The 12,889-nt window shown below is 55.5% G+C and carries 11 protein-coding genes; 7 read left to right on the top strand and 4 right to left on the bottom strand.

Going from position 1 to position 12,889, the window contains the following annotated elements; genetic code table 11:
- The first annotated feature begins 304 nt into the window (after positions 1–304).
- A complete protein-coding gene (locus AC53L6_RS06260; protein ID WP_496907205.1) occupies positions 305–1,399 on the top strand; it encodes an MATE family efflux transporter in 1,095 nt (364 codons plus the stop codon).
- 625 nt (positions 1,400–2,024) lie between these two features.
- Here AC53L6_RS06260 and AC53L6_RS06255 read toward each other — a convergent pair.
- Both AC53L6_RS06255 and AC53L6_RS06250 read right to left on the bottom strand, forming a co-directional pair.
- Positions 2,025–2,432, bottom strand: coding sequence for a hypothetical protein (locus tag AC53L6_RS06255; protein ID WP_496907204.1), 408 nt, complete (start codon positions 2,430–2,432; stop codon positions 2,025–2,027).
- A gap of 52 nt (positions 2,433–2,484) precedes the next feature.
- A complete protein-coding gene (locus AC53L6_RS06250; protein ID WP_496907203.1) occupies positions 2,485–2,925 on the bottom strand; it encodes a hypothetical protein in 441 nt (146 codons plus the stop codon).
- Positions 2,926–3,598: 673 nt separating this feature from the next.
- Here AC53L6_RS06250 and AC53L6_RS06245 point away from each other — a divergent pair.
- From AC53L6_RS06245 to AC53L6_RS06220, 6 genes are all read left to right on the top strand, one after another.
- On the top strand, positions 3,599–5,275 hold the full coding sequence (locus AC53L6_RS06245) for a tetratricopeptide repeat protein (protein ID WP_496907202.1): 1,677 nt from the start codon (positions 3,599–3,601) through the stop codon (positions 5,273–5,275).
- Positions 5,276–5,388: 113 nt separating this feature from the next.
- Entirely contained in the window at positions 5,389–6,087 is a 699-nt protein-coding gene (locus AC53L6_RS06240) for a winged helix-turn-helix domain-containing protein (RefSeq protein ID WP_496907201.1), read from the top strand.
- Positions 6,088–6,579: 492 nt separating this feature from the next.
- Positions 6,580–7,455, top strand: a complete 876-nt coding sequence (locus tag AC53L6_RS06235; RefSeq protein ID WP_496907200.1) for a lysophospholipid acyltransferase family protein — start codon at positions 6,580–6,582, stop codon at positions 7,453–7,455.
- A gap of 1,166 nt (positions 7,456–8,621) precedes the next feature.
- The gene (locus AC53L6_RS06230; RefSeq protein ID WP_496907199.1) at positions 8,622–9,884 is read left to right on the top strand and encodes an ABC transporter substrate-binding protein; all 1,263 of its coding nucleotides are present in this window, start codon (positions 8,622–8,624) and stop codon (positions 9,882–9,884) included.
- Between the two features lie 130 nt (positions 9,885–10,014).
- On the top strand, positions 10,015–11,055 hold the full coding sequence (locus AC53L6_RS06225) for an iron-containing alcohol dehydrogenase (RefSeq protein WP_299605197.1): 1,041 nt from the start codon (positions 10,015–10,017) through the stop codon (positions 11,053–11,055).
- Positions 11,056–11,193: 138 nt separating this feature from the next.
- Positions 11,194–12,024, top strand: a complete 831-nt coding sequence (locus AC53L6_RS06220) for a helix-turn-helix transcriptional regulator (protein ID WP_299205942.1) — start codon at positions 11,194–11,196, stop codon at positions 12,022–12,024.
- A 157-nt stretch (positions 12,025–12,181) separates the two neighbouring features.
- Here AC53L6_RS06220 and AC53L6_RS06215 read toward each other — a convergent pair whose 3' ends face one another.
- The gene (locus tag AC53L6_RS06215; protein WP_496907198.1) at positions 12,182–12,517 is read right to left on the bottom strand and encodes a hypothetical protein; all 336 of its coding nucleotides are present in this window, start codon (positions 12,515–12,517) and stop codon (positions 12,182–12,184) included.
- Between the two features lie 35 nt (positions 12,518–12,552).
- Positions 12,553–12,888, bottom strand: coding sequence for a hypothetical protein (locus AC53L6_RS06210; protein ID WP_496907197.1), 336 nt, complete (start codon positions 12,886–12,888; stop codon positions 12,553–12,555).
- Position 12,889: the final 1 nt, after the last annotated feature.

Genomic DNA, 12,889 nt, shown 5'->3' with positions numbered 1-12,889 from the left:
TGCTCATCTGCCAGGTTTGCCGCGGGCTGGAAGCTCGACACTTGGTCACCGACGCTGTCATGAGCCTCCCCAAACTGAATTGGTCCTCCGCCATGATTAGGAAACGGGGGACCAAGAATGGCGAACAAGCGACCAAAGCCCGAAGAGACTGTCTCGAAGTTACATCGAGCAACAATAGACTGTCATCCTTCACGCGGTGTGGCGTAAGAAGGCGTTTGCGTGTTTTAACGATGACTCACGTTAGGAGATGCCTTCGCTAACTTCGGGCCATTGCAAGGCCAGCTCAACAACGTCGCTCCATCTCATGGGGTCAGTCCCGATACTGGTCTTGGGTCGATATCCACCAGACCATGCCATTTCCGTCGGCTATGCCGCCGCGACAATCACCATCACCGGAACGACGCAGTTCTTGCACGACACTCCCACCGGCGGATATGATACCGAGCTGATCGCCACCTTCGACGCCTATGCTCGCGTTCTGGCCTGGGTGCTACTCCCGGCACTGGTGTTCGCGGCGCTCAAAAACGTCCTGAACGCTGTCAGCCGTACCGGAGCCATCACATTGCTGTCGGTAGGCATCGTGCTGGGGAACATCGTGGGCAGCATCGTGCTAGTCCACGGGATTGGATCCAGGGACGGTTTGGGTGTGGCAGGCGCGGCCTGGGCCACTGTCGGCGTAAACACCATCGCGGCGGCAGTCCTTTTGGTCCGTGTTGTTCGCGCGGGCCTCGTACGCTTCGATGCGGTCCGTATGCGCGCAGTGCCGCGAACCGCGCGTGAGATCGTCCGCCTTGGCTGGGCCGCAGGTGCCCAACAGGCATTGGAAAGCGTCCTCTTCGTCGTTGTCCTCTATATGTTCGGCCTCCATTCGACGATCTGGCTGGCAGCGGGGACAGTCGTCTTCGCAGTGATGGAGCTGAACTACGCGGCTGCCGGTGCCGTGGGTGAAGTCCTGTCGGCTCGGCTAGCCGCCATTGGTACGTTAGGTGGCGACGTGCGCCGTCTGCTGCGCCTCGGGGCTGGGCTGGCCGGGGTGGCCGCCGCAGTCCTCAGGCTGACGGCAGCAGTATTCGCGGACGCGACCGTCACGCTGTTCTCTGGGGCAAAGACCACGCCCAAAGCGCGCGAGCTGATGCTTGCCCTGCTCCGTTGGACCGCGCCATTCTTCCTGTTCGACGCTTGGCAGATCGTGTTCGTCTACGCCCTGCGCGGGCTTCGCCGAACGGTTCTGCCGATGGTGCTCAGCACGACGTGCTATTGGGCCGTAGGGTTGGACGGCGGGATCGCTCTGGCCGAGTCGATGGGTCTTGGGGCCTCCGGCATCTGGGTTGGATTCTGTTCCGGACTAACCTGCGCTGCAGGCCTCCTTGGAATTATGGCAATCCGCAGGACGGGGTGATGTGTGTGGGTAGCGGGCCGAAGCCCTGCTGCAGAGATACTATCGAATGGGCACATCCAAAGGCGGACAATCAACTCGAAACATGGAACGGCAGCTCTGTCCTGCGAACTGTGGGTTGGCTTGCGCAAGGTTTCGTACCTGCGGCGAAAGTCCGGTCTGACGGGTCGCGCTGCAGCATCCGACACCCAAAACGGACGGCAGCTTTGGGCCGTTCGTGTCGCCAACAACCCCCGATGTTGAGCGGATGCTGCGCCGCACCTGAGGTCGGCACTGAGCCCAGACCTCCTGAATGCTGCGCTTTGCCCGAAAAGAAGCAATTGCGCCGAAAGCTGACATTGTCGCCTGGAAGGACGGCCCCAAGCCGACCTCCATCGGACGATCAAGCGCTGCAATGCCGCTTCCCGAAAGCAGACGTTGTTACACTGCTGTTTTCGGAGCGCGATGTTGAGCGAACGCCTGACGAGTTGGTCGGCTTGACAAACAAGCTTAGGATACAGTGGTCGGACAGTAGCTAGAAACCTAACAGGCCAGTAAGAAATTCCGGTTCCAGGCGCCCAGAGTAGCCATTGACCGAGTGACTTCGCCGCCGCGGTGTGGCCAGTTCAACCGGACTTTAAGCGACCAATCATGGATCAGTTGAGCCGGTCCAATCGGTGTGCCCTCTACCATTCAGCATAGAAGACATGCGGAAGTGATCGTTTTGCAAGATTAAGAGGGCGGTGGAGGTATATGGCGCAGTTGCCAGAATTTGGTTGCTCAACAGGCGGGTTTGAAATGTACCAAGCCAAGTACCGTCGTCGCAGTCCTCCAGTGCAACGACAGACCGAACAATGAGATCAAGGCGCATAACCTCGCAAGCCTGTAGGTAGTAGCCAAAGTTCTCAATCACGGCTTCTGGTGTCTCCAAGACATTAGGCCCGTCCCTCGTGATAATCGTAAACGGAAGTGTTAGACGGGACATCCACAGCTTAACATTCTGCTGAATGAAGCAGCGAGAGATGTCATCCAGGAAGCTCTCGAATTCCGTCAGCATAATCTTTCGCTTACCGCATGAGTTGGACTGATCACAATACAGTCGGCCCAATTCAAATCGCTTTCCCGATGCTTTGTATTCGCAAGGTAGCGGCGCGTGTAAAGTTGATCATATATAGCTTTGGGTCACTTGGTCTGCTAATTACCAAATCTGTGCCGGACCGCAAAAGTTGTTCTTGGACATCTCGCAGAACGGAAGTTTCTACGGCCACTATCGTTGCGTCAGAAGAAAGGCCACCCGCACGTCGCAAACGTTTGATCAAGTGGGGCGCTGACACTTCGAGATGCTCCGCATCGATAGCTGTTACATCAAAACGACGGGCAGAAAATGCTTGCTCAATTTCAGCTTCCTTCTGCAGGTTGAGTGTTTCCCATCCCATCTTTTCGAAAGCGAGCGAGATTTCATCTGCTTCGTCCGCCAAAAAACCGGCAAGTAGCACCATTGGTGCATCCGAACGTCCTCTAGCTGAGGAAACATGTAGTTTTTGTTCCATCGATGTATCTTTCCGCCGAAACGGCGCCCGGCCGCGTCGGGTTGTATCTATTTTCTGTGTTCGCAGAGTTGGGTCGCGAGAGCCTCCGCCATAGCCTGCGGGTCCTGACGTCGAGATATACACGCGTCAGCACCGCGCTGTTCAACAAGGTGCGGAAATGACCCGGGCGCAAAGCTTGCCGCTGCCACGATCCGTGTAACAGGTCCCTCCCCAAAGTGAGTGCGTAGCAGAAGCAGGTTGTCCAGTGTTTGTGGATCCATTGCGTCGACTTCCAACGCAACAAGATCGACCCGCGCGCGACAGCTTAAGTCCAGGAAGTCGTCAACTGTGCGAGCATGTTTGGCGCAGATGCCACGTGCTCGAAGTGCGTTCACTACATGCGCACCAAATTCGTCGTCGCGGTCAACAACGAGGGCGTGAGGCTTTTGGCAGTCCCAATGTGGGGTCTGATGGTCGACAGTTTCTAGCACGAGGAGGACCTGTGTTTTTGGTGTGGAAAACGACGCATCCGATGGCGCCAACTGTGATGCGCACTTCGCGCTTTTCTCTGGCGTGGGGTAGTACGTACGCCGAAGTCACATACATTGTTCTCGCTTGGACGGCGCCGACAGACGTGAAACGCACTTTGTACCTACGAGCACGCACGCTAACTTTCACACAAGGAGTGTTGGTTATGGCGACTCAATCCGGTGAGAATTCCGAAGTTTTTGCTTGGCTTGAAAAGGCCAGAACGCAGTCTTTGTTGAAGGGAGGCAAACGGAGATACGATCTCCTTGCGTATCTCGTAAACGAGGAGCTTCAAGGCCGTGGCGAAAACGTCAAGGCCTATGCAATCGCACTGGATGTCTTGGGTCGAGGCGCAGACTTTGACCCTGCCACAGACAGCATAGTCCGGGTTGAAGTTGCTCGACTAAGGGACGCGTTGGAACTCCACTATGCAAGGTCGCAGGATCCACATGAACCTAGGATTACAATCCCCAAAGGGAGCTATAGGCCGAAGATCGAGCTAGCGGCGCCCGCCGATCAGGCCGTCGTCTCGCTTCGTGCAAAAAACAAAAAGAGGCTGGGATACACAGCAGCACTGGTCGCCGTATCTGGCCTGGTTTTCCTAGCACTGTTATTCTTGATCGATGACCGAGACCCCGATGTTCGACAGGTTGATCGTCCAGTCATCGAAGTAGCACCGATTTCCGTACCCAAAGGTTCAACTGGTGCAAATTTCGCATTGGGCTTCAGACAACAGCTTTTGGCTGATCTGTCACATCTTCCAACGGTGATCGTAAGAGATGGTCCTTTAAACCCAGATGATCTGCGAAGCGCAGCGGTCTCTTCACCGAGCTATCGGCTGGCTATTACTCCCACGTTTGAAGGCCGGTCTGGAATCATCGGACTACAACTCACCTCAATCGAGTCTGAAACTGTCGTTTACGCCCGTACAATAACAATCGCCGATGGCACCTCAGACTTCTACAAAAGCTTAACCGACGCCACCATTGGCATTGGACAAGAAGTTGCAGGCCCCTCCGGAGCAATCACAATGGAACAAGCGGCTCTTGCCGTCGCTTCGCAGGGCGAGGTTAATGTGGCCACCAGCGAGTACCAGTGTCTCATTATCTCTCTTGTGTTCGACGCCACGAAAGACCCTCAAACAGAAGAAGCCTCCAGAAGTTGCCTAGCAAAGGCGATCGCGGGCGGAACCAAAAACACTACACTTTTGTCGGCCTACGCATTGAACCTCTTTTTTGACAGCAGCAGAGACCGTGGGCTGGAACAGAATGCCATTTTACACAAAGCGAAGACCTACGCGCTGGAGGCGATAAGGATCAAGCCATCAGACTCCTTCGCGCACGAGGTATTGGGTAACGTTCTCTCCTCGCTTGGTGATCGCTCTGGCGCGATTGAACGGTATCAAAGAGCTGTAGAACTTGCTCCTTCGCGCCCTGCGCCGCACTTTCTGCTCGGATGGCAAATGGCACTTGCTGGAGATTGGGAAAATGGGGTGGTTGCCATGCAAGAGGGTATCGACATGCAGCCCAATGTGCCCGGCTACATGATCATTCCGCTCGCATTAGATGCATTCAGACGGTCTGACTACGCTCTTTCCTTGCGCCGTGCACAGACCATCATCGACCGCGGTGATCCCCGGGGTTACTCACTCGCCTTTGCTGCAAGCGTCGCGCTTGGAGACATGGAGATGGCAGATCAATTCTTCACGCACCCCAACGCTCGTACAGCCAACGATCCATCCGATCCCATGCGCGAAGTTCGGGTCACGTTCAGCAACCCGGATGTAATGCCCCGCTATCAGGAAGTGATTGAACCTTACCTCAACAGGCGAAGAACGCAGTAAAAACAGTTGCTTACTCGCAACTTAACAGCAGGTACGTAACGCCCGAGTAACATGGATGTACGTGATTCAGACACACGTTGAGGGTTTCTTTCGCGCAATTCGGAGGAATCACTATGAACGTATTATTTCTTGGATCAGATGAACTCTTTGCAAGAGTAAAGCGGCAGGTGGTTGGCCAGGCTTGGGATGTTTTCCGTGCGGAAGATCCGGAACAACTCTTGGATTTTGAAGGCACACACTCGTTTCAAGCCGCTTTGATTGGCCTTTGCGCGAAAAGCGGAGAGGTTCGAACTGCCACACAAAATGCAAGGGCAGCGTTGGATGTTCCCGTCGTGATCGGTCTGGCATCACAAGAACAGGCTGCCAATCACACTGAATGGTCACGGGTCGGACCGGATATTATCATACCGGAATGCGGCAACGATCACCTGACGAAATTGCAGTGCGACACAATTCTCCGCATGGCGAATGGTGCCGCGTCGGAAACATTAGTCTGTGGTGGAGTGGCTTTTAATACTTCAAAGGGCACGTTTTCTGTTAGCGGCAACGACATCTATCTACCGTACAAGAAGCACAAGCTTCTTGAGCTGCTCTTCCTCAAGCGTGGACGAACGGTGAGTAAAGAAATGGTGTTCAATCATCTCTATGGGTGGGACGAGCCACCAGAAGCAAAAATCGTGGACGTTTTTGTTTGTCAGATTAGGCGGACGTTGCGCGAGGCTGGTTTGAAGCAAGACTGCATACAAACCGTGTGGGGCCAAGGATATCGAGTTACGGACAGCGGGTCCTTTGAAAACAGGCGAGCGGCTTGAGCGAGCGTGGTCAAAAAATTCCAGCTATGTGCAACCGTTCAAGTGACGCTTCTTGCGGCATGACTATTTCTTGTGCGATTGTACAATGTCAGCTTTGATTAAGTTGAATGAGCCATGTTGCAGCCGCAAAGGATGACCGCGTTTCGCCCTAGGTGGTTTTCGCCGTAGTCGCGAAGCGAACGAAGCAGACCTTAGGTTCGTTAAAGCGAACGGCGGGTTTGTCCGCGAACCGTCCGTTCAGCGTGCCTTGGATTTCGCGCCTGCGGCGAATGGCGGGTTCGACGGACCGCACTGCGACGTCAGCAAGTCCGTGCCAATGACTGCTTTGGGCCGTGAGGGACTGAAGACTGATGTAACGACGTCTTGTTTGCGCTGTAGCGCCGCAGGATCGGTGAGAATCGCCGTACAAACAATCCGCAATTTAGACGGACCGGGGTCATAGGCTCTATTGTTTTCAGTTGGTATTGCGGCTGGGACCGGTCATAGAGAACAATGCTCTCCGTATCGTTGAAATCAGTTCTACAGCACGCAAGATACTTCCCACTGTGGTCGGCGCTGACCGCTGTGAGGTGGCGCTCCTTTGACTCTCGTTCTGCTGGATTGGGAACGACATTCAGAGCCGTCATGCGTTGGTTCCCCCCAGCAAGGAGCCGATTTGACCGCGAAGCCAAACGGGTCTTTCCCGATATGAAGCGCAGTACACGCGCCAAGCTTGGCCAAGATATGGGCTGGCATATGGGCAGAACGCTGTTCGAGATTTATCATGACGCCGATTTTCAAACCCAACACCATAAGTTCAGGGTCTCCGGTCCTGGCATGGCTGCTCTCGAAGAGGCTCAAAGGGCTGGCAGGGGAGCGATCATTGTTTCCGGCCATTTTGGACAGTGGGAAGCTATTCGCGCCGTGATCAAAATGCATGGGCTCGAAAGCGGAGCTGTGTATCGGCCACACAAGAACCGCCACTACGAGCGTCGCATTCGTGCTGGAATCGAGGCAGGTGGGAAGCCGATCTTGGCGACCGGCCGCGTTGGAACCAGAGCCCTTGTGCGGCATTTGCGGAATGGTGGCATTATTTCAATTTTGCTCGATGAAAAATATTCAGAAGGTGTAAGGATACCGTTTCTCGGACATGACGCTCTCACATCTCTCTCGGCGGCGCATCTTGCACTGAAATACGAACTGCCCATGATCCCTGCATTTGGCACCCGCATTGGCGATGGGAACGCATTTCGCGTAGAGTTCGAAGCCCCAATCCCCCACACCGACACCATCCAAATGACGCGTGCTTTCAACGACAGTTTGTCTGCGCGGATCATGGCGAACCCAGAACAGTGGTACTGGATGTTGAGACGGTGGGATGGTGTTTGAAGGAGTGCAGTTCGCTAGCCGATCGTCCTAGTTTGAAGGATGTTGCGCCTTCCACCAATGACCGGTTTGGGGAGGTTGCGCTGCAGCGACGGGTAGCCAACTGAAGGTCAGGTCGGGGCCGTTATCTTGGCAAATCAGAGCTAGTTCGTGGGATTCTGCGGTGGCTGCAATGGCACCAAGGAGCCTAGACTTAAGAATGCTGCGCCCTAAACTAGAAGCCGCTTTCTTTTCCAAATCTACATGAGTTTGCACAAGGGTTTGGGTAGGTACTGAAACGGGTTAGGTTACTCCAACTATCTGCGATGTATCGCTGCACTCCTCCGTGGTCGTCGCGCGTAGAGGGCACGACGGCGGAGCGCAGGCGTTGGCAACTGCCACAATGCGCTGCGCAGATCGCGAAGAAGCAGGGAGACAAGCCGAGGCAGGAGTCGGAAAACCTAGCGGCGAGCTCAAACGGTTGCAGTGTAAACAGATGCCGAAGCGCGACTTTGCTATACGTGCCGCCGGTTAGAACCCCATCAGCTATCGAAAAACAGTGTCTCCGCCCGTTGGGGTGGACGACAAAAACGGCTGAGCGGTTAGCCTGATCAACGAGGCGCTCTTCAATGTCGCCAGACGGTGTAGATCCCCGATATGATGTCTGCAACAACACTCATACCGCCACGCTAGAGGATTTCGGGTTGAGTGACTTGGACTCAAATGGCAACTCCTTTTTTGCCACCCGGACACGTAGGGCTTAGAGTGGAAATCGTTCAAAGAGACATCGTTTGCGATGAGATTGCGCTACCCGATGTGTCTCCAATCAGAGCCCAATTTTGCTCACGTTGATCACACATATCGGCTGGATGCGTCTGGCCGTTTCGTCGGTGCTGTCGGGTCCACGTTTCCGATAGCGCTACGCGGCAATTCTTCATCGAAGCCTTTACGCCAGGCTACATTTTTTCATCTGTGACCTCTCGTCTTTCAATTTGCAACGCCGCTTGAGTGATGCCGACAACATGTCAGATACAAAAAAATGAGACTATTGGATATGTCGGCGCACTCCGTGTGGTCTGGATTTTGGCGAAAGTCGCGTAGCCTTTTGGCTCCGCCACGTTTTGATCTGCAGGCGTCCGGGCGGAATTGAATCAACGCTGTAGCCTGTGCCAAAATTTGGGAGGAAAACCATGAAAAGATCGTTGATCGCCTCGGTTTCTGCGCTCGCGTTTATGTTGCCCGCAGCCGCCATGGCGCAGGATGGGACGGTGAAAATCGGCATTCTGGTCGCACTTGAAGGCGCATTTGCCGAAGGCGGCGCGGACGGTGTGCGCAATGTCGAACTTGCGGTTCAGCAAGCAGGGGGCATGGCCGGTGGCATGAAAATCGAAACCGTTGTCGCACCCACGGATACCACGCCCGACACAACCGTGCGCCAGGCGCGCAAGCTGATAGAACAGGATGGAGTGGATATAATCCTTGGGCCACTTTCCGGCTCTGAAGGCATTGCGATGCGGGATTACGCCAAGACGGTTCCGGGCAATACGGTGATCAATGGCATCTCAGGCGCGCTGGAAACGACCTGGGTGGATCCTGCGGACAACTTCTTTCGCTTCAACCTTGATGGCGCGCAATGGGGTGCAGGTCTTGGGTCGTATGTTGTGAATGAAAAGGGCTGGACCAAGGTCGCGACGGTCGCGGCGGACTATTCCTTTGGCTACACGAACTTCCTTGGTTTTGCTGTCGATTTCTGCCGGTCGGGTGGTGAGATAGTTGAACGGTTCTGGGTGCCGCTTGGCTCCTCTGACTTTGGTGGCGTCATTGCAGCGCTGCCCGATGACGTGGACGCGATTTATCTGGGTGTGGGTGGCACGGACGCCATCAACTTCCTCAATCAGTATTCGCAGGCGGGGGCCGAAACGAACCTCATCGGCGGTACGATCATGGCGGATCAAACGGTTCTGACGTCGCGTGGCCGTGCCAAAGACGCGCTGATCGGTACACCGACATCCGGCCCAATGGCCGATGACAACCCCGATGCGGCTTGGCAGGAATACGTTGCTGCCTATCAGGACGCCTTCCCGGAAGGCGAGCGCTTTCCGTCGCCATCGCTCTTTGGCGTTGGTTATTACGTTGCCGCACTTGCGGCGATTGAGGGTCTGAACGCGGTTGAGGGCGACCTGTCCGATGGTCAGGCAGCCTTTCAGGCGGCACTTTCCAGCATGACGCTGGACACACCGCTGGGTCCCGTCACCTTGAATGAAAACCGACAGGCAACGGGATCGGTCTTTATCAACGAAGTGGTCGAAGACGGTGAAGGCGGGCTCAAAAACGAGTTCAAGTCGCGCACAGACGACGTCAACCAGACCCTTGGGATGACGGTTGAAGAGTTTACGGCGATGGGGCTTCCGTCGCGCGATACACCGGATTGCGCCGCTTTGGGCGGCGGCTGAAATCTCGGTTTTAGAAAACTCCCGACTGCGGGGCCAAAGACTGTTTTTGGCCCCGCCTTTTAAAGACCAGACCAAAAACCAACGCTCGCTCTGATCTTGCTCGAGACAGTTCGCAATGGGGGTACGGCTCGTGTCTCTGATCACCTACCTCACACGCATCCATTTTGCGGATCGTGCGTTGGAAGACGCTCTTCCATCTGAAATGACACGGCATCAGATTTCGCGGCCTCTGTTGATCGCAAGCGAAAGCACAACACAGTCCGACGCGCTTGACAGGCTACTGGATACGATACCTGCAACCATCGCGCCGGCTACGTTTGTCCTGCCCGATACAAGCGAAACCACCGCAGATCGCGCCCGCGTCATTGCGCTGTTGGCGGAGGCCGAGAGCGACGGCATTGTCGCCTTTGGAGGCCTGCGTGCATTGGATTTGGCGCGCACCGTGTCGCGCCGACAGGTCCCTGTGATCACCATTCCCACGCGCACAAACTCGGTTGGTCTGGGTCCGCTGGGTCAAAGCGTCAAAGGCGTGCCAAGTCTGCGCGCAGATTTGCCAGTCGCGGTGCTTTGTGATGCCACGCTGACGCTTGATGCGGGGCCATTGACCACGGCGGCGGCCGGGATGGACGCGCTGGTGCACTGCCTCGAAAGCTATCTAAGCACGACCTTCAACCCGCCTGCCGATGGCATAGCGCTTGATGGTTTGCGGCGTGCGGTGGTCAACCTCGAGCAGGCTGTGCAAGACGGCACTGACATCGCCGCGCGGCGCGAAATGCTGATTGCGGCTTTGGATGCAGGGCTGGCTGGTGAAAAGGGCTTTGGCGGGATCGAGGCTGCGGCTCATGGTCTCGAAAGCGTGTTTGACGCGCGCCATGGTGTTCTGCACAGCGCGCTTGTGTCTGAGTTTCTGGCTTTCAACGCCCCGGCGGTTTCGGACAGGTTCACCGTTTTGCGCGAAGTCCTGGGATTGCCAGAAGGTGCCGATTTGGCGGATGCGCTCAGCCGTTTGGGCCATCGCGTCGGACTGCCTTTGCGGCTTTCCGAGATCGGCGTTGACGCAGCGCTTGTGCCCACCGCCGCCCGCACTGCCGCAGCAGACCCGTCAAGCCGTACCAATCCGCGCCATGTGACCGAACGGGACTACGAAAGAATAATGCGTGCAGCGCTGTGACGTCTAACTTATGCGGTTCCGTATGGACCGAGGCGTTTTGTGTCTGCCAGTTTATAGGTTAACGTCAGAAAAGCCAAACGGGACCAAAGACGTCCGGGCAAAATAAAAATAATAAAAACAAAAAATTGGGAGGAAACAATGAGTGAATCATTGGCCGTGTACCATGGGCATTTTGGCCGTGTCTGCTTGTACTCAATGGATCGCAAGATGGTGCCACACGGGCATCGCGAAGGACATCTCATCTTTCACTTGCAAGGACCGCCGGGCGAAGTTGTGGTGAATGACACCGCCTATCCGCTATCCGCAGGGCAGGCCGTCGCCGTCAGCCCATGGCAAGGTCATTACTATAAACCACTGCATGGACATGAGCCAACTCTGGCTGTGGTCCTTTACATACGCCCGGCGTGGTTTCTGGAGGCCGCGCGGCGGGCGTCAGCTTCGCTTTGCTTTGGCCGTAATGGCGTCGAGATGACTGAACATCTGTCCCGTCTTGTCTTTGGCACAGCGCAGGCGATGCTAGACGGGGATCGCGAAGATCTCTTGATCGAAGACCGGCTGTGTGATCTGACGCAGTCCGCGTTTGATCAATCCTGGCAATGGACACCGCGCGGCGCGCAATTCACAGGACCGATCCTGCCGCGCCGGGATTTCCGCATTCGCAAGGCCTTGAAGTACCTGCAAGACAACGTCGGTGCGCCACTTAAGTTGAACAATGTCGCACGCGAAGTGGGCTTGTCCCGCCCGCATTTCTTCAAGCTGTTTCGCGCACAGGTCGGGTTGACACCAAACCTCTTTTGCAATGCCTTGCGGATGGAGCGTGCGATTGAACAGCTGGCGAATTCCGAGAACGCTGTGGCGGACATCGGCTTTGACCTCGGCTTCTCCAGCCAGGCCAGTTTCTCGCGATTTTTCATCAGCAATGGTGTTGTTCCTCCGTCGGCTTATCGGCGCAGTGTTCACGTGACGTGAAAGGCCGCTATCGTGCGCGGGGTCCCGGAAAGGCCGCTTGGCGGACAAAACGGTCATTCGTTGTCGCGATCCCGACGTCAGCTTTAGTTAGAGGCTAACTTCGAGCGTCGGTTACCTACGTCTGATATACGCAGTTACTAAGCGTTTCTGGAAAAGTTCAGCGTCGGGATCCCATAAGCATAGCTTGCACATCGCCGCCAGTGCGAACGCTGAGGAACAATAGATAGATTGTCAGGAACGGCGTTCCGAAGAACAACGCCAGTAACGCCAACCCAAATCCGACTGCAGAGAACTCATTACGCCATGCCGTCCAGAAAGCCGACAGAAGCAGGAACCCGAGAAAATCGAGATTGAACTGACCCGGCCACTCCATTTTGAGAATGTCGCCAAAAAAGACGGGCAGCAGGTTCAGGCCATGATTGGCAACCACCACAGCCGTGTAAACCACAATCACCGACACCATGGCTGCGAGGAATATCCTGAATGTCATCATCTTGTTTCACCTTGGATGTTGTGGGCGGTGGAAGATCAGGCATGAACGCCAAGCAGGAGCCGGCGTGGATCGCCGTTCGATTTGCCAATCAAATAGATCAGGTAAGGTGCGAAAAAGAGGATACCCAGTGACGGTGTGCAAACACCAAGGATTATGCCGCCGCTTGTGAAACCGCTGCGCCAAGCCATCCAGATGCCGGACAAAACAAGGTAGGTTGCGAAGTCTACGTTGAATTGCCCCTGCCAGTTCATCGCAAAAATGGGACTGAGAAACGGCGTGAACAAGTTCAGTCCCCCATTCGCAATTGCCGTGGCCGTAAACAGGATGATGATCGCCGTCATCGCGATCAAAATAATACGAAGTTGCGCCATT

The sequence above is a fragment of the Tateyamaria sp. LSS28 genome (assembly GCF_059611725.1).
This window is presented reverse-complemented; position numbering and strand designations above follow the sequence as displayed.

Coding starts and splice junctions, on each gene's coding strand:
- AC53L6_RS06245 (WP_496907202.1), top strand. CDS start 3,599: ATGGCGACTCAATCCGGTGAGAATTCCGAAGTTTTTGCTTGGCTTGAA.
- AC53L6_RS06240 (WP_496907201.1), top strand. CDS start 5,389: ATGAACGTATTATTTCTTGGATCAGATGAACTCTTTGCAAGAGTAAAG.
- AC53L6_RS06260 (WP_496907205.1), top strand. CDS start 305: ATGGGGTCAGTCCCGATACTGGTCTTGGGTCGATATCCACCAGACCAT.
- AC53L6_RS06215 (WP_496907198.1), bottom strand. CDS start 12,517: ATGATGACATTCAGGATATTCCTCGCAGCCATGGTGTCGGTGATTGTG.
- AC53L6_RS06235 (WP_496907200.1), top strand. CDS start 6,580: ATGCTCTCCGTATCGTTGAAATCAGTTCTACAGCACGCAAGATACTTC.
- AC53L6_RS06220 (WP_299205942.1), top strand. CDS start 11,194: ATGAGTGAATCATTGGCCGTGTACCATGGGCATTTTGGCCGTGTCTGC.
- AC53L6_RS06230 (WP_496907199.1), top strand. CDS start 8,622: ATGAAAAGATCGTTGATCGCCTCGGTTTCTGCGCTCGCGTTTATGTTG.
- AC53L6_RS06210 (WP_496907197.1), bottom strand. CDS start 12,888: ATGGCGCAACTTCGTATTATTTTGATCGCGATGACGGCGATCATCATC.
- AC53L6_RS06255 (WP_496907204.1), bottom strand. CDS start 2,432: ATGCTGACGGAATTCGAGAGCTTCCTGGATGACATCTCTCGCTGCTTC.
- AC53L6_RS06250 (WP_496907203.1), bottom strand. CDS start 2,925: ATGGAACAAAAACTACATGTTTCCTCAGCTAGAGGACGTTCGGATGCA.